We start from the raw sequence: 20,763 nt of genomic DNA, 5'->3' as shown, positions 1-20,763 counted from the left end.
GAGGCCGGGATGGGACTCAGTGAGCACCGGTATGGGCTGGCCGTCCAGTGGACGGGCAATACGGGTGAGGGGACGTCCTCCTACCGGGGCTATTCCCGGGACCACGACATCCTTATTCCCGGGTTGCCGGTCCTGAAAGGCTCAGCGGACCCCACGTTCCACGGGGACAAGGAGCGCTACAACCCGGAGCAGCTGCTCCTGGCGGCCCTGTCCCAGTGCCATATGCTCTCCTACCTGCACGTGGCCGTGAAGCACGGCGTGGTGGTCACGGACTACCGCGACGAGGCGTCCGGGCTGCTGAAGCTGAACCGGGACGGCAGCGGCCAGTTTGCGAGTGTGACGCTGCGCCCGACAGTTACGGTGGCGGATCCGGCGCATGTGGAGCTGGCCGGCCGGCTGCACCATGAGGCGAACCAGGTGTGCTTCATTGCCCGCAGTGTGAACTTCCCGGTGGGACATGAACCGGTGACGCTAACGGCCTGATGGCGGACTCAAAGGCTCCGAGGCAGCAGCCCGGCCAGCCGCGCCTCCGTCTCCGGCGCCAGGCCCGCCTTCCGCGGCCGGTCGAGTCCCCGGGCGCGTTCGTCCGTCAACGTGTCAGTCAGCGTTTCCTGCCAGGGCCGGAGCTGCAGGCCCTGGGCCAGGGCTGCGCTGTTGCTTCGGGCCATGAAGCCGCCGTGCCCGGGCGGGAGCCACAGCGGCAGCGAATCCGGGCCTGCCCAGTAGTTGACGCCGTGCTCCGCCAGCCACGTTTCCTCCGCCGGAAGGATCGTGCCGCGGTGGCCCGCAGCGTCCCGGGAAGCGGCAATGAATTCCCCGAAATGTACCTGTTCTCCCAGGGCGTTCAGCGCCCCGGTCACGCTGTCCCCGGCTGCGCACAGGATCCAGGCTGCGAGGTCGCGGACGTCGATGACCTGGGTGGGGCTGGTGTCAATCGCGGGCACGATCACCGGCCGGTTGTCCCGTGCGAACCGGGCAGGCCAGTAGCCGTAGCGGTCTGAGCTGTCCCCCGGGCCACCGATCAGGCCGGCACGGCACAGGTGGGCTTTCCCGACCGCGGCCTGCATGGTTGCTTCCTCGATGGCCACCTTGGATTCGCCGTACGTGTCCGGCGTGGACGGAGTCCCGGCCGCAAGCGCAGGCAGGAGGGGAGCGTCCTCGTCCGCGCCGGGAACCGAAGCAGCCGCATAGACCGAGCAACTGGAGACGAACGTCCAGTGTGCAGCGCGGCCTGCGAGGGCCTCAAGCGCCTCAGTGGCAGGGACAGGGTCGCGGGTGACGTCGACTACGGCGTCCCACTCCCCCGTCGCGTCGGCGTAGGCCTTCGCGCCCCGTGAACGGTCCGCCCTCAGCCAGGATGCACCCTGGGGCGGAACAGCCGAGGATCCGCGGGCCAGGCAGGTGACGTCATGCCCGGCCGCCACGGCGCTGCGGACGATTTCCGCGGAGAGGAAGGCCGTTCCGCCGAGGACGAGAATGCGCATGATGAGAGGCTACGGCGATAGTGTTGAAGGAGAACAGGGCCGTCCGCGCCGGGCGTAACCGGCAGCACGGCACTCCCTTCCCCGGCACAGCCAAACAACAGCAGGAGTACTACCCCCTTATGGTCAGCACGTTGTCCATCCTTCCTTCCGCCGCCAGCGAGCCGGACGGCATCAGCGTCACCGGTATCGTGATCAGCCTCGGCGTCGGCGTTGCCATCTGGCTGGTGGCCACCTTCGTCATCTCCCGCATCACCCGGCGCGTGGCGGCAGGCAGCAACTTCTTCAAGAAACCCACCTTCAGGTGGGCCGCCCCTGCCTTCAGGGCCCTGGACCATGAACGGCGCGTACAGCGTGCGGAAACCATCGGTTCACTGCTCAACAGCATCGTGGGAGTACTGGTGGTGGTCATCACCGGCATGTACGTCCTGCAGAACCTGGACATCAACATCGCACCCCTGCTGACCAGCGTCGGCATCCTGGGTGTGGCCATCGGCTTCGGCGCCCAGCAGCTGATCCGCGACTTCCTGGCAGGTATTTTCATTACCATTGAAGACCAGTTCGGCATCGGCGACGTGATCGAAACCAGCGAGGTGGTGGGCGTGGTGGAATCCATGGGGCTGCGGATCACCCGCGTCCGGTCCGACGACGGCGCCATCTGGTACCTGCGCAACGGCGAGATCCTGCGGGTCGGCAACCGGTCCCAGGGTACGTACGTGCCCCTGCACGAGTCGCCGGACGGCACCACGGACCAGGGCTCGGACCACGGCGCCGAGAACACCAAGACCGAGCAGAAAGCCGGAGAATAGCGATGACGATTCCCATCGAGCCGCAGCGGCCGCAGCTGATGCAGAACGATCCGTTCAGCAAGCCCGGCTACACCGACAACTTCTATGATGCCGTGGGCGGGCACGACACCTTCGTGAAGCTGATCGACGTCTTCTACGACGGGGTGGCGACGGATCCCGTGCTGCGTCCGATGTACCCCGAGGAGGACCTTGCACCGGCGAAGCGCCGCTTCCTGATGTTCCTTGAGCAGTACTGGGGCGGGCCCACCACCTACGGCGAGGAACGGGGACACCCCCGGCTCCGCATGCGGCACATGCCGTTCAAGGTGACTCCTGAGGCCAAGGACCGCTGGCTGTTCCACATGCGCAAGGCTGTGGACGCCCTGGAACTTCCGCCGCTGTACGAGGGCACTTTGTGGGACTACATGGAACGGGCTGCACTGTCCATGGTTAACAGCCCTTCGGCGCCCTGACTGATGGCGCCGTAACAGGCGGTTACAGGAGTCCGCTTCCGGTCCGCGCCAGGACATGGCCGCGGCTGCCCGTGAGGCGGAACCAGCGGCCGGCCCGGTAGAGCTTCTGGTCGCCATCGGCAAGGAACCCGAGGGCCAGTGCTGCGAAAGCGGCGCCGGCGGGCAGCCCCGACGCATCGAGTTCCCGGCCCCACACCGCGGCGCGGGCGTTGTTGACGATCAGGGCACCGGGCTTGTCCGGCACGATTCCGGCCACTTCGGCAATGCCTGCCTCGGCTGCCGCCCGCAGTTCCGCATCGGGCCGCGAGCCGATCAGCTCCCAACCGCTCCGCGGGGCGCCCACGCCCGTCCAGGACTCGGTGACGGTAGACGGCGGCACAGCAAGTTCGACGTCGTCCTGGCCGGCGCGGGCCAAACGGTCCAGGACCGCGGACAATGCCACGGTCACATCCGTCGCCGAGGGTTCTGCCAGGGCCATGGTGCGCAGCCCGAGGATCGTGGGGGTCGATTCGCCCAGGAGCCTCGGCCGGAGCACGCACACGTACGCGGCAAGGACGGAACCTGCCGCCTGAAGCCGGATGGCGCCGTCGTCAATGGCTTTTGCCCGCGTGGCGAAGGTCTTCAGATCGGCAAGATCCTGGGAGTCGGCAAAACGGAAGGACGAGGTGAGGAGATCAGACACACCAAGAACACTACCGGCTGGGGCTTTGTTGAGCAGTGCCGGGGCGCCGTCTAGAGTCGAACCATGACTGAAGCCGACGCCGGACTGCTGGCGCTCCCCAGCGAAGATCCCACCTCATCGCTCATCTCCCTCCTTGACCTTGGTGAGCTCGAGGGGGCGCGGACGGACGAGGACATCTTCCTGGGACCTTCCCAGCAGCAGCCCCACCACCGGGTGTTCGGCGGCCAGGTGCTGGCCCAGTCGCTCATTGCATCCATCAGGACTGTGGCCCCTGACCGTTTTGTGCACTCCATGCACGGCTACTTCCTTCGGCCGGGCGACGCCAACAAGCCCATCACCTTCGGCGTCCAGCGGCTCCGCGACGGCCGGTCCTTTTCGGCACGCCGGGTCCATGCCTACCAGGAAGGCACGCCCATCCTGTCGATGATCGCCTCCTTCCAGGGGGAGGATGAGGGGATTGAGCACCAGTCCACGATGCCCGGCGGCATTCCGGATCCGGAGTCGCTGCCCAGTACCGCTGACCTGCTGGGAAAATTCGACCACCCCGTGGCGCGGCACTGGGCCTACGAGCGCCCCTTCGACATCAGGCATGTGGATCCTCCGCTGTACGTCTCCGCGAAGGGCAAGCGGGAGGCACGCAATGCGGTGTGGATGAAGACTTTCGGGCCGATGCCGGACAACCCCAACCTGCACCGGGCGGCGCTGGCGTACGCCAGCGACTACACGCTCCTAGAGTCCATCCTGCGGCGCCACGGATTGAGCTGGATTACCCCCGGAATGAACGTGGCCAGCCTCGACCACGCGATGTGGTGGCACCGCCCCGCCCGCGTGGACGAGTGGCTCCTGTATGTCCAGGAATCACCCAGCGCGCAGGGCGCCCGCGGTCTGGCGACGGGCAAAATCTTCAACCAGGCGGGCCAGCACGTTGCGTCCGTAGCGCAGGAGGGCATGGTCCGGGTTCCCACGGACCTGAAGAACAAAGTAGTGGGCGCCTTCCAGTCCAAGGTGATGGAGCACCAGATCCGCAAAGCCGGGCGGGACTGACCGGAAATCGGGCGTCCGGAGTAGGACGCGGAACAGGCCGGCACCCAGTGGGTGCCGGCCTGTTCTGCGCTGTTGATGGAGCGTTGCCCCTTGTTATCCCGCCGCGGGTCAGTCGCGGGTGAGGCGGCGGTGCGTGACGCGGTGCGGCTTGGCGGCATCCGGGCCGAGGCGCTCCACCTTGTTCTCCTCGTAGGATTCGAAGTTGCCCTCGAACCAGTACCACTTGGAGGGGTTCTCCTCGTCGCCTTCGTAGGCCAGGATGTGCGTGGCCACCCGGTCCAGGAACCAGCGGTCGTGCGAAACCACCACGGCACAGCCGGGGAACTCGAGCAGGGCATTCTCCAGGCTGCTGAGGGTTTCGACGTCGAGGTCGTTGGTGGGCTCATCGAGGAGCAGCAGGTTGCCGCCCTGCTTGAGGGTCAGCGCCAAATTCAGGCGGTTGCGCTCACCGCCGGAGAGCACGCCTGCCTTCTTCTGCTGGTCCGGGCCCTTGAAGCCGAAGGCGGCAACGTAGGCGCGGGACGGCATTTCGACCTGGCCCACCTGGATGAAGTCGAGTCCGTCGGAGACGACCTCCCAGAGGGTCTTGTTGGGGTCGATGCCCCCGCGGCTCTGGTCCGCGTACGAGATCTTGACCGAGTCGCCGATCTTGAGGTCTCCGCCGTCGAGCGGCTCCAGCCCCACGATGGTCTTGAAGAGCGTGGTCTTGCCGACGCCGTTGGGGCCGATGACGCCCACGATGCCGTTGCGGGGCAGGCTGAAGGACAGTCCGTCGATCAGGGTGCGGTCCTCGAAACCCTTCTGGAGGTTCTTGGCTTCCAGCACCAGGCCGCCCAGGCGGGGTCCCGGCGGGATCTGGATCTCTTCGAAGTCCAGCTTGCGGGTGCGGTCCGCTTCTGCGGCCATTTCCTCATAGCGGGCCAGGCGGGCCTTGGACTTGGTCTGGCGTCCCTTGGCGTTGGAACGGACCCATTCCAGTTCCTCGCTGAGGCGCTTGGCCTGCTTGGCGTCCTTCTTGCCCTGGACTTCCAGGCGGGCACGCTTCTTCTCCAGGTACGTGGAGTAGTTGCCCTCGTAGGGGTACAGGTGGCCGCGGTCCACTTCGGCGATCCATTCCGCCACGTGGTCCAGAAAGTACCGGTCGTGGGTGACGGCCAGGACGGCACCCGCGTAGGAGGACAGGTGCTGCTCGAGCCACAGCACGCTCTCTGCGTCGAGGTGGTTGGTGGGCTCGTCCAGCAGCAGCAGGTCAGGCTTCTGCAGCAGCAGCTTGCACAGGGCAACACGGCGGCGCTCACCACCGGAGAGGTTGGTGACGTCGGCATCCGCCGGCGGGCAGCGGAGTGCATCCATCGCCTGCTCCAGCTGGGAGTCCAGGTCCCAGGCATCCGCGGCGTCGATGGCTTCCTGCAGCTGTCCCATTTCCTCGAGGAGGGTGTCGTAGTCAGCGTCGGGGCTGGCCATTTCCTCGGAGATTTCGTTGAACCGCTGGATCTTGCCGTAGATCTCGCCCACGCCTTCCTGGACGTTGCCCAGGACGGTTTTTTCTTCGTTGAGCGGGGGCTCCTGCAGCAGGATGCCCACGCTGTAGCCGGGGCTCAGCCGGGCCTCACCGTTGGAGGGGGTGTCCAGTCCAGCCATGATCTTGAGGATGGTGGACTTACCGGCACCGTTCGGGCCCACGACGCCGATCTTGGCGCCAGGGAAGAAGGACATGCTTACGTCGTCAAGAATAAGTTTTTCGCCAACGGCTTTGCGGGCCTTGGTCATTGTGTAGATAAATTCCGCCATGGTTCCAAATCTAGTGGGTTGGCAGGCATATCTCACATTCCGCGCGGCAGGCTCAGCTGCCTACAAAGCACTTGCCGCTGGCCAGGACAGGCAGGACGGTCACTGCCACGGCACCGTCGCGGACCTGGCCGATCACGCAGTCACGCCCTTGGAGCACTGCCGCCTCGATGGCATCCGCTTCCAGCCCTGTGGGTGTCCGGCTCTGCGACACTTCAAGGGCCCCCGGTGCAATGCCCGCTCCCGTCAGTGCATCGCTCACCTGGGCAGTGGCGGGTTTGGGTGTTCCCGCCGCAAGTCTGCCCAGCGCGTCAATGAGGGTCTGCCGGACAGTTTCCGTGGCAGCAGCTTCTGCGGCTCCGTTCGAGGCGGTCCCGGAGGTATCCGCCAGGGGTCCGGCGTCCTGCGTCCCGGGAGTGCCGGCGCCTGTCTGATCTGCGGCCGCTGAGCCGGCAGCCTGTGACGGTGCAATTCCTGGCTCTGCAATTCCTGGCTCCGTAACTCCAGGCGCTGCTGAACCGGGTTCGTTGACAGACGGTGTCCCGCCGACACAGCCCGCCAGGGATCCGGCCAGGGCGGCGACGGACAGCGCAGCCAGCAGCCGGCGGATGGGGCGCTGCGGTGACAGCCGTGCAGGTTTCATTGAGCCGGTGCGGGCAACCTGCGGGTCCCCCGCCTTGACAATCTGCCGGGAGTCGAGGGTAAGCCGCATGGAGTCATTCTGCCACGTGGTGGTGAACCTCCTTCGCAACCTGGACGGGAACAACCTCGACGGGCAGGACACGGCCGGGGGGGTGCCGTGTCCTGCCCGCAAAGGCAGCCATGGAAGCGACAGCAACAGCCCTCCTAGACTCCGGATTCGGCGAGCTCCCCCGTTTCCAGGTCCAGGGCAACGATGTCGCCGTTGGTGTCCTCGATGAAGGCAGCCGCCGGATCCGCGCCGCCGGCTGGGTCGTCGTCGCTGTCTTCAGGTTCGTCGAACGGTCCGTCCGCGGCACGGTGTTCGCCCCCGGCGAGGGGAGGCTCCTGGTCCACGAGCGAGAGGATCGGCTTGGCAGAGGAACGGATGAAGTTGGCCGTGCCCCACGTGAGGTCGTGACCCACGGCGTCGGCATCAATGGTGTGTGAGTAGTAGACCCGGCCGTCCCTTTCCCAACTGCGGATTTTCAGCGTGCCGACTACTATGACGGGCTGCCCCTTCCTGATGCTGCAGCCGATGCTTCCCGCCAGGTGGCGGTAGCCCTGAACCAGGAACCAGTTGGTGTGGCCGTCCATCCAGGCGCCTGTTTCCTTGTGACGCCGCCGCGAGGTGGACCCAATCCGGAAGGAAGCGGTGGCCACTCCCCCTGGTGTTGTTCCGCTTTTGATCTCGGTGGCAACGAAACCCCGGATCGTTATTGTGTCGCTCATCTTTACGTCCTGTCTTCATGAGTGATGCCCTAGCAGGCAGGACCAGCATCGCCCGCGCCGCCGGCCGTGATCGATGGCGTGGCCTGCCTATGTGGACAACTCGGCTCAGTACCTGCCTGTGGAGGAAAAGTTTGCATGCCTGCGGCGGTTGACCATGCCGGCGCTCGGGGCAATGTAAACTTTTTGAGGCGCCGGAGATCAGCTCCGGAAGGCAATGCCTCAGTAGCTCAGGGGATAGAGCAGCGGCCTTCTAATCCGCCGGTCGGGGGTTCGATTCCCTCCTGGGGCACCAACCAGAAACACCCCGGTTCACGAACCGGGGTGTTTCGCTTTGTCACCACTGCCCCATCACTTCTGCTCCGCGGAGCATCGGCGGCAAAGCAGCGCCAAGGTTAAGGTCAACGGGTAGGCTTCAGGCCTGCAGCCGATGCGGCGCCTCCACCAACGCCCGGACCACGCTGCCCGCCGCCCCCAGCAGCGCCCCGGCATCCCCCACTGTGGATGTGATGACGTGTTCGGGGGGAAGCGCACCGGGCGCGTACTTCGCCAGGCTTTCCAGGAGCGGGCCGTGCAGCCACTGGTCAAGGACTGCGAAGTGCCCTCCGAGCACCACGGCGCGGACATTGACCACCCGGGACGCCGATGCCACGGCAACCCCCAGCGCCCTCCCCGCCCGCTGGACGGCCGTCAGCGCGGCGGGACTGCCGGCGGCCAGGGCGCCCAGCAGGTCCGCCATGCTTTCGGTCCTGGTCCGGCCCTTGACGGTGATTCCGGCAGCAGAAAATATCGCGTCCTGGCCCGCGACAGTCTCAAGGCAGCCCGTCCCGCCGCAGGAACAGGGTGCGCCGTCGGGGTCCACCACGATGTGCCCCACCTCCCCGGCATTGCCTTCAGGGCCAGTGAAAAGCTCCGAATTCAGGACCAGCCCGCCGCCGACGCCCACTTCGCCCGAGATGAACAGGAAATCCCGCCTGTGCGGACTGTGGGCAAGCTCTGCGAGGGCCGCGGCATTGGCCTCGTTGAAGAGGGAAACCCCCAGTGGCACGCCGGGAAGCAACCGGGCCACATCCAGCTTCGTGTCCACCCAGCCCAGGTTTGGGGCCACAGTGACAGTCGAACTGCCGGCCTCAACAAGGCCGGGAACGGCAAGTCCTCCCCCCAGGACGTCGACCCCCAGGGCAGACGCCGCCAGCCGCACCCCCGAGGCCAGCTCGGCGAGGGCGGACATCACGGCGCCGCTCGCACTGTCCCGGTTGTCCCTTTCCCGGACCTCTTTCACCACGAGATCCCCGGAGAGGCTCGTCACGCCCGCCGCAATGTAATCGACGTTGATCTCCATACCCATGACGCCCCGTGACGGATTCAGCTCCAGCCCCACCCCCGGCCGGCCCCGCTCCCCCTGCCTGCTCAGGCCGACTTCGCGGAGGATGCCGGCGTCCAGGAGATCCAGCACGATGCTCGACACGGATGCTTTTGTCAGCCCTGTGGCCGCAGCCAGCTGGGCCCGGGTCAGGTGGAATCCGGCGGGTGACTGCACCACCCTGCCCAGGACCAGGGCGAGGTTGTTCCGCCGCACGTCCGCCATGTTGCCCGGCGCCCCGGCATCGGACGGTGCAGTAGCAGGCGCGGTGCTCGCCATGGCCGCTCTCCTTGGGTTCGGTCCGGGACCGTTCCTTCGGCCCCTATTGACCCTAGCGTAGTCACGCTTATATAGTTCAAGCGATAAACTAACTTGCCCAACCGGCGGCAAACTGACTGCAAGGATGCATCATGACTCTCTCCCCGACTCCCGCTGACAAGTTCACCTTTGGCCTCTGGACCGTTGGCTGGACCGGTGCCGATCCGTTCGGTGTTGCCACCCGCGCGGACCTGGATCCCGTGGAGGCCGTGCACCGGCTGGCCGAACTCGGCGCCTACGGCATCACGTTCCATGACAATGACCTGGTGCCCTTCGATGCGACAGTCTCGGAGCGGGAGCTGATCCTGAAGAACTTCAAGGCAGCCCTGGCCGAGACGGGCCTGAAGGTCCCGATGGTGACCACCAACCTGTTCAGCCACCCGGTGTTCAAGGACGGCGGCTTTACCTCCAACGACCGCTCCGTCCGCCGCTTCGCCCTGTCCAAGGTGCTGCGCAACATCGACTCCGCCGCCGAGTTCGGCGCCGAGACCTTCGTGATGTGGGGCGGGCGTGAAGGCAGCGAATACGACGGGTCCAAGGACCTCTCCGCAGCCCTGGACCGGATGAAGGAAGGCGTGGACACCGCCGCCGCCTACATCAAGGACAAGGGCTACAACCTGCGCATCGCCCTCGAACCCAAGCCCAACGAACCCCGCGGGGACATCTTCCTGCCCACCGTCGGGCACGGCCTGGCATTCATCGCCCAGCTCGAACACGGCGACATCGTGGGCCTGAACCCCGAAACCGGGCACGAGCAGATGGCCGGACTGAACTTCACCCACGGCATCGCCCAGGCATTGTGGGCCGGCAAGCTCTTCCACATCGACCTCAACGGCCAGCGCGGCATCAAGTACGACCAGGACCTCGTGTTCGGCCACGGCGACCTCACCAGCGCCTTCTTCACCGTTGACCTGCTCGAGAACGGCTTCCCGGGCGGCGGACCCCGCTACGACGGCCCCCGCCACTTCGACTACAAGCCCTCCCGCACCGACGGCTACGACGGCGTCTGGGAATCCGCGAAATCCAACATGTCCATGTACCTCCTGCTCAAGGAACGCGCCCTGGCCTTCCGCGCCGACCCCCAGGTCCAGGAAGCCCTCACCACCTCCGGCGTCTTCGAGCTCGGCGAACCCACCCTCACCGCCGGCGAAACCACCGCCGACCTGCTCGCCGACACCACCGCCTTCGAAGACTTCAACGCCGATAAAGCCGCCGAACGCTCCTTCGCATTCGTCCGCCTCAACCAGCTCGCCATCGAACACCTCCTCAACGCACGCTAGGGATATGGCACTCGTAGCAGGCATCGACAGCTCCACCCAGTCCTGCAAAGTGGTGATCCGTGACGCGGACACCGGAGCACTTGTCCGCCAGGGCCGTGCCAGCCACCCTGAGGGCACAGAAGTCCACCCCGACCACTGGTGGACGGCCCTTCAGGAGGCAGTGGAAGCGGCCGGTGGCTTAGAGGACGTGGCAGCAGTCTCCATTGGGGGCCAGCAGCACGGCATGGTCTGCCTGGACAACGACGGCGGGGTGGTCAGGCCTGCGCTCCTGTGGAACGACACGCGGAGCGCCGGCGCGGCGCTGGAACTGATCACCACCGCCGGCGGCGGCGACGCTGCCGCCGGCGCCCGCTACTGGGCCGGCGCCACGGGCACCGTCCCGGTAGCGTCGCTGACGCTGACCAAACTGCATTGGCTGGCAGTGAATGAGCCGGACAACGCGGCGAAGACAGCGGCGGTCTGCCTGCCCCACGACTGGCTGACCTGGCGGCTGCTGGGCCACGGCCCCGGCAGCGGTCCCGGGAACCTTGAGGCGCTGGCCACGGACCGGTCGGACGCCTCCGGGACGGGCTACTACTCGACAGCGACGGGCGCGTACCTGCCGGAGGTCCTGAAGTCGTCGCTGGGGCATGTTCCGCACCTTCCCGACGTCCTGGATCCCCTGAACGTGGCCGGCAAGACCTCCAGCGGTGCACTTGTAGCCGCGGGCGCCGGGGACAACGCCGCGGCAGCGCTCGGTGTGGGCGCCGGCGTGGGCGATGTGGTGATGTCGCTGGGCACTTCCGGCACGGTCTTTGCCGTGTCCGGCACGCCGGCCGCCGATCCGTCCGGGTTGGTGGCCGGGTTCGCCGACGCCGCAGGGCACTACCTCCCGCTGGTGTGCACGCTGAACGCCACCCGCGTTTTTGATGCCACGGCTGCACTGCTGGACGTGAGCATTGGGGAGTTCAACGAGCTGGCGCTGTCGGCCGAAAATGGCGCCGGCGGCCTGACCCTTGTGCCTTATTTCGACGGCGAGCGCACCCCCAATTTGCCGGATGCCACCGGCTCGCTGCACGGCATTACCCGCGGAAACTACACGCCTGCCAACCTGGCGCGTGCCGCCGTCGAAGGCGTTGTCTGTTCGCTGGCGGACGGGCTGGCAGCCCTCCAGGACCAAGGGGTGGAGGCCCGGCGGATCATCCTGGTGGGCGGCGGCGCCCAGTCCACGGCCGTTCAGCAGGCGGCGGCACAGCTGCTGGGCATCAACATCACCGTGCCGCGCCCCGGCGAGTACGTGGCCGACGGCGCCGCCCGCCAGGCCGCCGGGGCACTCACCGGACATTTCCCGCAGTGGGCGCTTGACGCCGTCGACCTCCCAGCAGGGAGGGACGACGGCGGCGTGCTGGCCCGCTACCGCCGGTACGCCTCGATGCACTCCTAAGGACCCGCGCATGGAAAAGACCCGGACCGCACAGCGGTCCGGGTCTTTTTGGTGGGGCGCAGGCTCCTGCCGTGACGTTAGCAGGAGCCCGCGGTCTGGATCAGGTCAGGCGTACGGCAGGACAAGGTCCGCGTAGCGCTCCTTCACTGTGGACAGGACTGTGTTGCCGTCCGTGTCCCAGATCTCCTGATTGAAAATTTCCACTTCAATGTCCCCGGTGTAGCCGGCGTCGCGCACCCAGGTGCCGATGGTGGCGAAGTCCACCACGCCGTCACCCATGTATCCGCGGGACAGCAGCGGATCGGCGGCGATGGGCATGTTGAAGTCGCACACCTGGTAGGAGGCGATGCGGTCCTCCCGGCCGGCGCGTTCGATCTGCGCCTTGAGTTCGGGATCCCACCAGACGTGGAAAGTGTCGACGGCGACGCCCACCGTGGAGGCGTCGAACGGCGCCGCAAGGTCCAGCGCCTGCCCCAGGGTGGAGATCAGGGCGCGGTCCGCGGCGTACATCGGGTGCAGCGGCTCCAGCACCAGGCGGACCCCGTTCTCCTCTGCGAAGGGAACCAGGTCTGCCAGGCGGTCCGCGACCCGCCGGCGTGCAGCCACCACGTCCTTCTCCCCCGGAGCCAGCCCGCCGACCACCAGGAACAGTTCCCGGGTGTCCAGCGCAACGGCTTCCAGGATGGCCGCCCGGTTGTCCGCGAGTGCCGCGGCCTGCCCCTCCGCGTCCGGCGCGGTGAGGAATCCGCCCCGGCACAGGGAGGAAACGCGAAGGCCGGCGTCCTTGATCAGGCGGGCCGCCTTGTCCAGGCCGGCTTCCTCCACACGGTCCCGCCAGGGACCGATGGCGGGAATCCCGGCGTTGACGCAGCCGTCAACCACCTGGGCGAGGGTCCACTTCTTGGTGGTGGCGCTGTTGATGGACAGGCGCGCAAAGTTTTCCATCCCTGACGTGCTGGTCACACGCCCACCCCGTTGATCCGCAGGTAGTCGGACATCCGGAACGCAGCCAGTGCGGGGTCCCGCAGCAGGCCGGCCTGGTCCGCCAGTTCGAAGGTCCTGGCGAGGTGGCACACGGACCGGCCGGAGTGCAGGCCGCCCACCATCTGGAAGCCGGGCTGCCTGCCGTTGAGCCAGGACATGAACGCGATGCCGGTCTTGTAGTAGAACGTGGGGGCACTGAAGATGTGCTTGCCCAGTTCCCGCGTGGAGTCCAGGATTTCGCGCGCCCTGACGGCGTCGCCGGCGTCATAGTTCTGCAGTGCCACTGAGGCGGCCGGGTAGATCGCTGCGAAGATGCCCAGGAGGGCGTCCGAGTGGTGGGTGCCGTCACCGTCGATCAGTTCGGGGTAGTTGAAGTCATCGCCGGTGTAGAGGCGGACGCCTTCGGGGAGGGCCGCGCGGAGGGCAACCTCATGGCTGGCATCCAGCAGGGAGACCTTGACGCCGTCCACCTTGTCCGCATGGTCCTTGATGAGGCCCAGGAATGTCCCGGTGGCGGTTGCGACATCGTCCGAGCCCCAGTAGCCGGCCAGGGCGGGATCAAACATGGTTCCCAGCCAGTGGAGGATCACCGGCTGGTCCACTTCCTGCAGCAGTGTGGAGTAGACCTTCAGGTAGTCGTCAGGGCCGTTGGCAACCTTGGCCAGGGCACGCGAGGCCATCAGGATGACCTTAGGGCCGGCTTCGGTGATCACGGCGATCTGTTCGCGGTAGGCCTCAAGCACGGCCTTGATGCCGGCTTCGCCGTCCGGCAGGGAGTCGATGTCCAGCTGGTCCGTGCCGGCGCCGCAGGACACCAGGTCCCGGACCGACTTCCCGGCTGTCGCCGCGTTTCCGGCTGAGACCACCGAGGCCGCCTCGACACCTGTCCGCTTGATGAGCTGCTGGGTGGCTGCCCAGTCAAGGCCCATGCCCCGCTGGGCGGTGTCCATGGCATCTGCCACGCCGAGGCCGTAGGACCACACCTCATGGCGGTAAGCCATGGTTGCGTCCCAGTCGAGCCGGGCCGGGGCGCCGGGGGTGTTGTCAGCGAGGACTTCGGGGATGACGTGCGCGGCAGCGTAGGCACGCCGGGCAGTGAGCGGGGCGGTGGGGCGGGCCCAGGAGGTGCCGCCCTGCAGCCGGTATTCGCGGGTGCCGCCGTCGTGGGATGGAAGGATAAGCGAGGTCATTAGAGGGTGATCTCCGGGATGTCGAGGGTGCGGCGTTCATCGTTGGACTTCAGGCCGAGCTCGGCAAGCTGGACGCCGCGGGCGGCGGACAGCAGCCCGAAGCGGTGCTCGCGGCCGGCCACGACATCGCGGAGGAACTCTTCCCACTGCAGCTTGAAGCCGTTGTCCAGCTCGGCATTGGCCGGGACATCCTGCCACTGGTCGCGGAAGGACTCGGTGACGGGCAGGTCCGGATTCCACACCGGCTTGGGGGTGTGGGCGCGCTGCTGGGCGACGCACTTGTTCAGGCCGGCGACGGCGGAGCCGTGGGTACCGTCAACCTGGAATTCCACCAGTTCATCGCGGTAGACGCGCACTGCCCAGGACGAGTTGATCTGGCCGATGACTTCGTCGCCGCCCGGGGTCTCGAGCTCGAAGATGCCGTAGGAGGCGTCATCCGCCGTGGCCTTGTATTCCTTGCCTGACTCGTCCCAGCGCGCCGGGATGTGGGTGGCGGTCTTGGCGTTGACGCTCTTGACCTTGCCGATGATGCCCTCGAGGACGTAGTTCCAGTGGCAGAACATGTCAGTTGTCATTCCACCGCCGTCTTCCTTGCGGTAGTTCCAGGAGGGGCGCTGTGCGGCCTGGATGTCGCCTTCGAAGACCCAGTAGCCGAACTCCCCCCGGATGGAAAGGATGCGGCCGAAGAAGCCTTCGTCCACCAGGCGGCGGAGCTTGACTAGGCCGGGCAGGTAGAGCTTGTCGTGCACGACGCCGGCCGTGACGCCGGCCTCCTTGCCGATGCGGGCAAGTTCGATGGCCTCTTCGAGGGTTTCCGCCGTGGGCTTCTCGGTGAAGATGTGCTTTCCGGCGAGCATTGCCTTCTTCAGCGTGGCTGCGCGGAGGCTGGTCATGGAGGCGTCGAAGATGACGTCCACGGTGGGATCGTTGATGACCGATTCCAGGTCCGTGGTCCATTCAGCGACCTTGTGCTTTTCGGCCAGTTCGCGGATCTTGGCTTCGTTCCGGCCCACGAGGATGGGTTCGACCTGGATGCGGGTGCCGTCTTCCAGGGTGAATCCGCCTGCGTCGCGGATGGGGAGGATGGACCGCAGCAGGTGCTGGCGGTACCCCATCCGTCCGGTGATGCCATTCATGGCGATGCGGATGGTTTTTGTTTCGAAGCCCATGTGTCCTCCACGGTGAGTGAGCAGTTGTACTCAAGCTGATCTGGGAAAGCGCATTCCCACTACGTCAATGATGCACCGAGGGGGTAACAGTTGGCAAGCGCTTTCCGGAAGAACTTCAAACTGCCATAATGTGGTGACCCCTTATTGGCCCCCGTTATCCAGGAGATCCTGTGGCTGCAAGTACCCTTACCGAGGTGGCCCGGCTGGCCGGGGTCTCCCCCGCCACCGCGTCCCGGGTGTTGAACGGCTCGGCACGCAAGCCGGGCAAGGACATCGCGGACCGGGTGCGCCAGGCGGCCGAATCCCTGGGGTACATTCCCAACGCGCAGGCCCAGGGGCTTGCGAAGTCCAGCTCAGGCCTCATCGGCCTGATCGTCCACGACATCGCCGACCCCTATTTCGCAGCCATAGCCAGGGGCGTCCAGGCTGCCGCCCGGGAGCAGCGCAAGATGGTGCTCCTGGCCACCACCGGCGGGGCCCCCGGCGAGGAGCGCGAAGCCGTTGCAGCCTTCGCCGCCCGGCGTGCCGACTCGATCGTCATTGCGGGATCCCGCTCGTGCCGGACCGAGGACCAGGACGACAACACTGAACTCGCGGCGGAGCTTGACCGGTACTGCCGCAACGGCGGCAGGGTAGCCGTCGTGGGCCACGCTGTGGTCGGTGCCACCGCCGCCGAGGGCTATCACGTAGTGGCTGTGCCCAACCAGGAGCTCGCGGGGGCCCTGGCAGGTGAACTCGCTGCCGGCCGGGACAGAGATTTCGTCATTATCGGCGGCCCGGAAGGCCTCCTCACGTCCGACGACCGGATCCGTGGCTTCCAGGAAGGCCTGGCCCGGGCAGGCCGCGCACCCGCCGAGATCCTGCGCACGGCCTTCAACCGCGCGGGCGGCTATGAAGCCGGCCTCCAGCTGGCGGCCAGGATCAAGGCCGGCGCGTCCGGGGGCGGGGAGGCCGCGGCCCCCAAACTGTGCATCTTCGCCGTCAATGACGTCATGGCCATCGGAGCCTCGGCGGCACTGCGCGCTGAAGGGCTGCGGATACCCAGGGACGCCACCATCGCCGGCTTCGACGACATCGAAACGCTGCGGGACTTCCGCCCGGCACTCTCCACCGTACGGCTGCCGCTGGAGGAAATCGGCCGGCTTGCAACCCGGGCTACGGCCCGCCTTTCCGGCGGCAGCGATGCAGACGAGGACGAAGAACAGCCGACCGTCACCGGTGAAGTGACGCTTCGGCGCAGCACCGAGGCGGTGACCTAGGAATGAAGTCCGCACTGACGAGCATCCCTGCGCATCACCCAGCCGGAGGCCGGGGTGCGGGAGGGACCAGTCCGGCCATCCTGGTCCTGCCCGGCGGCGGCTATGCCCGCCAGGCCGACCACGAAGCCGAGCCTGTGGGCGAGTGGCTCGCCGCCCTGGGTATCCACGCGTTCGTGCTGAGGTACCGCGTGGCACCTGACCGGCACCCGGCACCCCTGGAGGACGCCAAGGAGGCCATGCTGCACATCCGCAACGGATCCCACGGCCTCGCAGTGGATCCGGCCCGCGTGGGCGTCCTCGGCTTTTCCGCCGGCGGGCACCTTGCCGCCACGCTGTCCACGTCCACGTCAACCGGAAGCGCCCGCCTGGACGTGCCGGAAGCTGTCCCGGACCTGACCGTGCTGTGCTACCCCGTAGTGTCCTATACGCAGTCCGTACACCAAGGGTCGGTGGACAACCTCCTTGGCAGCGCGCCGTCGTCGGACCTTCTTGATGAACTCTCCGCAGAACGGAACGTGACGGCGGCAACCCCTCCGGCGTTCGTCTGGCACACTGCGGATGACGCGGCCGTCCCGGCCAGCCACAGCCTGGACTACGCGGGGGCGCTCATGCGGGCCGGCGTTCCTGCTGAACTGCACGTCTTTCCCCGCGGGCGCCATGGCCTTGGCCTCGCGGCGGAGGAACCGGGGCCGGACCAGTGGACGCGGCTGTGCGCCGCCTGGCTGGACCGAGCGGGCTGGGCCTCCCCGCCTTCCGCGGCAGTCAGCCGGGACTAGCCGAGTGCCCGGATGGTCCAGGACGCCGCGTGCGACTCCCCGGGCTTGAGGTGGAGCAGGTCAGTGCCTGAGTTGAAGGCGTCCGGCGGGCAGGTCATGGGCTCGACGGCCAGTCCCAGGCGGTCCGGACCCACGGGTTTGTCGGCGGTGTGGATTTGCACCCATGGCCACTCGACACCCCATTCCAGTTCCACGCCCGTTCCCGCCGGGTCCTGTACCCGGACGCGGGCCATCCCCTGTTTGTCCCGGGAGATCCCGGTGAAGGCGTGGTCGATCGTCAGGGAACCAAGCCGGCGGGGGCTGCGGAAGTCAAATTCGTGCCGTTCCACGCTCTTCATGCCTGTCGGGAGGAGACGGTCGGGCGTCACCTCCAGGAATTCGCGTGCCGGCAGCTCAAGGGTCCAGTCATCCAGTTTCCCTTGCCCTGCCGCCAGGTACGGATGCGGGCACACTCCGTAAGGGGCCGTGGCCTGTCCAACATTCACCGTGCTCACCGTGCTGCGCAGCCCGCCAGGACCCAGCGAATAGGTCACGGAGACCTCCAGGTCGGACGGGTAGTGCTGGCCGGCGCCGACCCTGCAGGCCAGCACCACCGAGTCCACGGCTGCCTGCCGCAGCTCCCAGTCCTGCCCGGTGGCGAGCCCGTGCAGTGCGGAGCCGCGCTCGGGCTCGTTGATCACGGCTTCGAAGTCCTTGCCGGCGTAGGTGTACCTGCCGTCCGCCAGCCGGTTGGGCCACGGGACGCAGATGACTCCGCGGTAGTCGGGGATACGCCCCTCCGGACCAAAACCCACCACGAGATCCCGTCCCTGGTGCCGCAACTCCCGCAGCGCGCCCCCGCGGGTAGTGACGAGCGCAGTGTAGGGGCCGCTCGCGATGCTGTGTTCCGTCGATGGCATGGAATTCCTCTAGGCAGGGACGATATTGTTAGCGCTAACCACACTAGCGCACCTGCGCAGATCCCCTCCAGCAGCAACGCCGCACCTGCTCTGCCGCTCCCCGTGCTGGCTAAAGTTGCACCATGAACCATAGGGACGCGGTGAATGTCCGGGTGCTCTCTGCCATCCGCACGGCGCTGCAGGCACGGTCCGATCCCGTGCGGGGAGCCGGTGCGAGGGCCTACATGAAGTCCACGATGCCCTGCCTCGGAGTGCGCGTGCCCGAGGTGCGCCGAATCGCGTCAACTGCGGCCGCCGGGGCCCCCTTCGAGTCGCCGGGCCAGCTCCGTGCCACTGCCCTGGAGCTGTGGCGCGGCGCAACTGCGCGGGAGGAACGGTATGCAGCAATTGACCTGACCGCCAACCGACTGGCTGCCGGGGACATGGGCATGCTGCCGGTCTACGAGGAATTCATCCGCAGTGGCGCCTGGTGGGATTTTGTGGACGGCACGGCTGGACGGCTGTGCGGGCTTCTCCAGGCCAACCGGGCGGAGATGACGGGCGTGCTGCTCCGCTGGAGCACCGATCCGGACTTCTGGATCCGGCGGGCCGCCATCCTGTCGCAGCTCAAGGCGAAGGCCGCAACTGATCCCGTGCTGCTGGCGCGCGTTGTGGAAGCGAACCTGGCGGACCCGGAGTTCTTCATCCGGAAGGCCATAGGCTGGGCACTGCGCGAGTACGGCAAGACGGACCCTGGGTGGGTGGCCGCCTTTGTGGCTGGACACGCCGCAGCCATGAGTCCCCTGAGCCGAAGGGAGGCGGTCCGCCACCTGGCGCCGGCTATATAACGGGGCGTTCGACGACGTTCCCGTGGGTCTTGCGGAACAGCCGGCGGGTGCGCGGATCCCAGAAAATCAGGTACAGGCCGAAGAGCAGGCCGGTCACGGCCGCGGCCACGCGGGCCAGGGCGAGCGCAAATCCCAGGTCCTCGGTCTGCAGGTAGGGAAAGACTTCGAGCTGGTCCGAAATGGCATAGATCATGAAGAAGGAGACAACAAAGTAGAGCGCTTTGACCTGCCAGTCGTTCCTGATGCCGGTCACGGCGAAGAGCGGTATCAGCCAGACGACGTACCAGGACTGGATCATGGGAGCCAGCAGGACCACGGCGGCAAAGGCAAGGGTGAGGCGGCGGATCAGCCGGTCATGGTCCCCGCGGAAGATCTGCCAGGCGATGACACCCACGGCAAGCAGCTTCCCGGCGTCGGACACAAAACCTGCCAGGGTGGCACCGTCGAGTCCGAACGAGTTGGCCAGCGAGGCGACCACCATGCCGATCAGCCCCACAGGCGCGTACCAGATGGAGATGCTCCCCGGGGCTGAGAGGCCATTGATCCAGCCGAAGCCGAAACCGTTGACCAGGCTCATCAAGGCCAGGATGCCCAGGCTTAGCGCTGCCGTCAGGCCCCAGAACCCGAACTTCCGGAGCCAGCCCGCGTCCTTGCCCGCCCACAGGAGCCCAATGAACGGCAGGAAAACAATGGTGATGGGCTTAACTGCGATGGAGAGGGTCACCAGGACAACACCGCGGACAACCCTGTGCGTGGCGGAGTAGTAGAGGCCGGCCAGTGCCAGTCCGATCATCAGTGCGTCATTGTGGACGCTGGCGATGAAGTTCGTCAGGAACAGCGGGTTCGCGGCCGTGAGCCACAGGGCGCGGTGCGGGTTGACCCCGTGCAGCTCCGCGAGTTTGGGTACATAGATAACGCACAGGACCACGCCCGCCAGCGCCACCAGCCGGAACAGCATCACGCTGGCCTCGGGCTGGACGTTGGTGGACCAGACGACGAACTGCTCAATCCACAGGAACAACTGGCCGTACGGAACGGGGGCTTCGGTCCACATCTTGTCCGCGCCCAGCTGGAAGTAGTTGGACAGGGCCGAGATGCCGTTCTCGTAGGGGTTGAAGCCCTCCACCATGAGCCTGCCCTGCCCGATGTAGGCGTAGACGTCCCGGCTGAAGAGGGGCACGCTGAACATCATGGGCAACCCCCATGCCACGACAGCCATCAGGGTGGCTTTGCGTGCCTCGGCGCCCCACACACGCACCCTCTGACCGAGCCTGAGCCAGGCGCGCACCAGGAGCATGCCGCCGACAGCCAGCAGGATGATGGAAAGGGCCACGCCGGCAGCTTCAGCACGCATCCAGATGAACAGCGGCATCCGGCGGAGTTCCGACACCGGAGCCAGCCAGCCCACGCCCAGGGATCCGATCAGCATGAACATGGAGCCCACGAATCCGGCAAGGAGCGGGGAACGGGGATTATCCACTTCCGCACCGCCCGCTGCGGCAGTAGCGGCGGCCGCCGTCTCCCTCGTCGCAGGCACAGGCGCCGTCATCTCAGGAACGTCCAATCTTTCTCGTTTGCGGTTCCGCCTGGCGGGATGGAACCGGCCGGGGCG

General features: G+C 66.9%; 20 protein-coding genes and 1 tRNA gene. 10 read left to right on the top strand and 11 right to left on the bottom strand.

Annotated elements, in window-relative coordinates; all coding sequences use genetic code 11:
* Positions 1–9: 9 nt before the first annotated feature.
* Positions 10–483: an OsmC family protein gene (locus IEX33_RS08285; RefSeq protein ID WP_188729309.1), complete on the top strand. Its 474-nt coding sequence runs from the start codon at positions 10–12 to the stop codon at positions 481–483.
* Positions 484–491: 8 nt separating this feature from the next.
* On the opposite strand, the gene IEX33_RS08280 is transcribed toward IEX33_RS08285, so the two are convergent.
* Positions 492–1,484 (bottom strand): Rossmann-fold NAD(P)-binding domain-containing protein, encoded by a 993-nt coding sequence (locus IEX33_RS08280; protein WP_188729307.1) that lies wholly within the window; start codon positions 1,482–1,484, stop codon positions 492–494.
* Between the two features lie 119 nt (positions 1,485–1,603).
* Here IEX33_RS08280 and IEX33_RS08275 point away from each other — a divergent pair, with 119 nt between their 5' ends.
* Both IEX33_RS08275 and IEX33_RS08270 read left to right on the top strand, forming a co-directional pair.
* A complete protein-coding gene (locus IEX33_RS08275; RefSeq protein ID WP_066276677.1) occupies positions 1,604–2,290 on the top strand; it encodes a mechanosensitive ion channel family protein in 687 nt (228 codons plus the stop codon).
* A 2-nt stretch (positions 2,291–2,292) separates the two neighbouring features.
* Positions 2,293–2,742 (top strand): globin, encoded by a 450-nt coding sequence (locus IEX33_RS08270; RefSeq protein ID WP_308421969.1) that lies wholly within the window; start codon positions 2,293–2,295, stop codon positions 2,740–2,742.
* Positions 2,743–2,764: 22 nt separating this feature from the next.
* Here the strand turns inward: IEX33_RS08270 and IEX33_RS08265 are convergent, their stop codons facing one another.
* The gene (locus IEX33_RS08265) at positions 2,765–3,424 is read right to left on the bottom strand and encodes a hypothetical protein (RefSeq protein WP_188729305.1); all 660 of its coding nucleotides are present in this window, start codon (positions 3,422–3,424) and stop codon (positions 2,765–2,767) included.
* Between the two features lie 63 nt (positions 3,425–3,487).
* Between IEX33_RS08265 and IEX33_RS08260 the strand changes: the two genes are divergently transcribed.
* Positions 3,488–4,468 (top strand): acyl-CoA thioesterase, encoded by a 981-nt coding sequence (locus IEX33_RS08260; RefSeq protein ID WP_174179897.1) that lies wholly within the window; start codon positions 3,488–3,490, stop codon positions 4,466–4,468.
* Between the two features lie 108 nt (positions 4,469–4,576).
* On the opposite strand, the gene ettA is transcribed toward IEX33_RS08260, so the two are convergent.
* From ettA to IEX33_RS08245, 3 genes are all read right to left on the bottom strand, one after another.
* On the bottom strand, positions 4,577–6,259 hold the full coding sequence (gene ettA / locus IEX33_RS08255; protein WP_104186088.1) for an energy-dependent translational throttle protein EttA: 1,683 nt from the start codon (positions 6,257–6,259) through the stop codon (positions 4,577–4,579).
* Between the two features lie 52 nt (positions 6,260–6,311).
* Positions 6,312–6,968: a DUF6993 domain-containing protein gene (locus IEX33_RS08250; protein WP_188729303.1), complete on the bottom strand. Its 657-nt coding sequence runs from the start codon at positions 6,966–6,968 to the stop codon at positions 6,312–6,314.
* A gap of 134 nt (positions 6,969–7,102) precedes the next feature.
* Positions 7,103–7,666, bottom strand: coding sequence for a single-stranded DNA-binding protein (locus IEX33_RS08245; protein WP_188729302.1), 564 nt, complete (start codon positions 7,664–7,666; stop codon positions 7,103–7,105).
* A 216-nt stretch (positions 7,667–7,882) separates the two neighbouring features.
* Between IEX33_RS08245 and IEX33_RS08240 the strand changes: the two genes are divergently transcribed.
* Positions 7,883–7,958: transfer RNA gene (locus tag IEX33_RS08240), tRNA-Arg, on the top strand.
* A 120-nt stretch (positions 7,959–8,078) separates the two neighbouring features.
* On the opposite strand, the gene IEX33_RS08235 is transcribed toward IEX33_RS08240, so the two are convergent.
* Positions 8,079–9,305: an ROK family protein gene (locus tag IEX33_RS08235; RefSeq protein ID WP_188729300.1), complete on the bottom strand. Its 1,227-nt coding sequence runs from the start codon at positions 9,303–9,305 to the stop codon at positions 8,079–8,081.
* A gap of 131 nt (positions 9,306–9,436) precedes the next feature.
* Here IEX33_RS08235 and xylA point away from each other — a divergent pair, with 131 nt between their 5' ends.
* Both xylA and xylB read left to right on the top strand, forming a co-directional pair.
* Positions 9,437–10,624, top strand: a complete 1,188-nt coding sequence (gene xylA, locus IEX33_RS08230) for a xylose isomerase (RefSeq protein ID WP_188729298.1) — start codon at positions 9,437–9,439, stop codon at positions 10,622–10,624.
* Positions 10,625–10,628: 4 nt separating this feature from the next.
* Positions 10,629–12,047, top strand: coding sequence for a xylulokinase (gene xylB / locus IEX33_RS08225; protein WP_188729296.1), 1,419 nt, complete (start codon positions 10,629–10,631; stop codon positions 12,045–12,047).
* A 105-nt stretch (positions 12,048–12,152) separates the two neighbouring features.
* On the opposite strand, the gene IEX33_RS08220 is transcribed toward xylB, so the two are convergent.
* Genes IEX33_RS08220 through IEX33_RS08210 form a run of 3 tightly spaced genes read right to left on the bottom strand, consistent with a single transcriptional unit; the run spans position 12,153 to position 15,390 of the window.
* Entirely contained in the window at positions 12,153–12,992 is an 840-nt protein-coding gene (locus IEX33_RS08220) for a sugar phosphate isomerase/epimerase family protein (protein ID WP_188730085.1), read from the bottom strand.
* A gap of 14 nt (positions 12,993–13,006) precedes the next feature.
* Positions 13,007–14,221, bottom strand: a complete 1,215-nt coding sequence (locus IEX33_RS08215) for a dihydrodipicolinate synthase family protein (protein WP_188729294.1) — start codon at positions 14,219–14,221, stop codon at positions 13,007–13,009.
* Positions 14,221–15,390: a Gfo/Idh/MocA family protein gene (locus tag IEX33_RS08210; RefSeq protein WP_188729292.1), complete on the bottom strand. Its 1,170-nt coding sequence runs from the start codon at positions 15,388–15,390 to the stop codon at positions 14,221–14,223. The genes IEX33_RS08215 and IEX33_RS08210 overlap by 1 nt, the downstream gene beginning before the upstream one ends.
* Positions 15,391–15,560: 170 nt before the next feature.
* On the opposite strand from IEX33_RS08210, the gene IEX33_RS08205 reads away from it, so the two are divergent.
* Entirely contained in the window at positions 15,561–16,649 is a 1,089-nt protein-coding gene (locus IEX33_RS08205) for a LacI family DNA-binding transcriptional regulator (RefSeq protein ID WP_188729290.1), read from the top strand.
* Between the two features lie 2 nt (positions 16,650–16,651).
* On the top strand, positions 16,652–17,425 hold the full coding sequence (locus tag IEX33_RS08200) for an alpha/beta hydrolase (protein WP_188729288.1): 774 nt from the start codon (positions 16,652–16,654) through the stop codon (positions 17,423–17,425).
* On the opposite strand, the gene IEX33_RS08195 is transcribed toward IEX33_RS08200, so the two are convergent.
* Entirely contained in the window at positions 17,422–18,324 is a 903-nt protein-coding gene (locus IEX33_RS08195; RefSeq protein WP_188729287.1) for an aldose 1-epimerase family protein, read from the bottom strand. The two genes, IEX33_RS08200 and IEX33_RS08195, sit on opposite strands and share 4 nt — an antisense overlap.
* Before the next feature lie 122 nt (positions 18,325–18,446).
* Here IEX33_RS08195 and IEX33_RS08190 point away from each other — a divergent pair, with 122 nt between their 5' ends.
* Complete coding sequence (locus IEX33_RS08190) at positions 18,447–19,151, top strand: DNA alkylation repair protein (protein WP_188729284.1); 705 nt, start codon at positions 18,447–18,449, stop codon at positions 19,149–19,151.
* Here the strand turns inward: IEX33_RS08190 and mptB are convergent.
* Positions 19,144–20,700, bottom strand: coding sequence for a polyprenol phosphomannose-dependent alpha 1,6 mannosyltransferase MptB (gene mptB / locus IEX33_RS08185; protein ID WP_188729282.1), 1,557 nt, complete (start codon positions 20,698–20,700; stop codon positions 19,144–19,146). The two genes, IEX33_RS08190 and mptB, sit on opposite strands and share 8 nt — an antisense overlap.
* Positions 20,701–20,763: the final 63 nt, after the last annotated feature.

This window comes from Pseudarthrobacter scleromae, assembly GCF_014644515.1.
Classification (GTDB): Bacteria; Actinomycetota; Actinomycetes; order Actinomycetales; family Micrococcaceae; genus Arthrobacter; species Arthrobacter scleromae.
Note: the sequence above shows the minus strand (reverse complement) of the source record. Positions and strands in the feature narration are given on the sequence as shown.

What these genes read in the sequence shown, in the direction of transcription:
- IEX33_RS08285 (WP_188729309.1), top strand. Translation starts at nt 10, where the DNA reads ATGGGACTCAGTGAGCACCGGTATGGGCTGGCCGTCCAGTGGACGGGC.
- IEX33_RS08280 (WP_188729307.1), bottom strand. Translation starts at nt 1,484, where the DNA reads ATGCGCATTCTCGTCCTCGGCGGAACGGCCTTCCTCTCCGCGGAAATC.
- IEX33_RS08275 (WP_066276677.1), top strand. Translation starts at nt 1,604, where the DNA reads ATGGTCAGCACGTTGTCCATCCTTCCTTCCGCCGCCAGCGAGCCGGAC.
- IEX33_RS08270 (WP_308421969.1), top strand. Translation starts at nt 2,293, where the DNA reads ATGACGATTCCCATCGAGCCGCAGCGGCCGCAGCTGATGCAGAACGAT.
- IEX33_RS08260 (WP_174179897.1), top strand. Translation starts at nt 3,488, where the DNA reads ATGACTGAAGCCGACGCCGGACTGCTGGCGCTCCCCAGCGAAGATCCC.
- ettA (WP_104186088.1), bottom strand. Translation starts at nt 6,259, where the DNA reads ATGGCGGAATTTATCTACACAATGACCAAGGCCCGCAAAGCCGTTGGC.
- IEX33_RS08250 (WP_188729303.1), bottom strand. Translation starts at nt 6,968, where the DNA reads ATGCGGCTTACCCTCGACTCCCGGCAGATTGTCAAGGCGGGGGACCCG.
- IEX33_RS08245 (WP_188729302.1), bottom strand. Translation starts at nt 7,666, where the DNA reads ATGAGCGACACAATAACGATCCGGGGTTTCGTTGCCACCGAGATCAAA.
- IEX33_RS08235 (WP_188729300.1), bottom strand. Translation starts at nt 9,305, where the DNA reads ATGGCGAGCACCGCGCCTGCTACTGCACCGTCCGATGCCGGGGCGCCG.
- xylA (WP_188729298.1), top strand. Translation starts at nt 9,437, where the DNA reads ATGACTCTCTCCCCGACTCCCGCTGACAAGTTCACCTTTGGCCTCTGG.
- xylB (WP_188729296.1), top strand. Translation starts at nt 10,629, where the DNA reads ATGGCACTCGTAGCAGGCATCGACAGCTCCACCCAGTCCTGCAAAGTG.
- IEX33_RS08220 (WP_188730085.1), bottom strand. Translation starts at nt 12,992, where the DNA reads ATGGAAAACTTTGCGCGCCTGTCCATCAACAGCGCCACCACCAAGAAG.
- IEX33_RS08215 (WP_188729294.1), bottom strand. Translation starts at nt 14,221, where the DNA reads ATGACCTCGCTTATCCTTCCATCCCACGACGGCGGCACCCGCGAATAC.
- IEX33_RS08210 (WP_188729292.1), bottom strand. Translation starts at nt 15,390, where the DNA reads ATGGGCTTCGAAACAAAAACCATCCGCATCGCCATGAATGGCATCACC.
- IEX33_RS08200 (WP_188729288.1), top strand. Translation starts at nt 16,652, where the DNA reads ATGAAGTCCGCACTGACGAGCATCCCTGCGCATCACCCAGCCGGAGGC.
- IEX33_RS08195 (WP_188729287.1), bottom strand. Translation starts at nt 18,324, where the DNA reads ATGCCATCGACGGAACACAGCATCGCGAGCGGCCCCTACACTGCGCTC.
- IEX33_RS08190 (WP_188729284.1), top strand. Translation starts at nt 18,447, where the DNA reads ATGAACCATAGGGACGCGGTGAATGTCCGGGTGCTCTCTGCCATCCGC.
- mptB (WP_188729282.1), bottom strand. Translation starts at nt 20,700, where the DNA reads ATGACGGCGCCTGTGCCTGCGACGAGGGAGACGGCGGCCGCCGCTACT.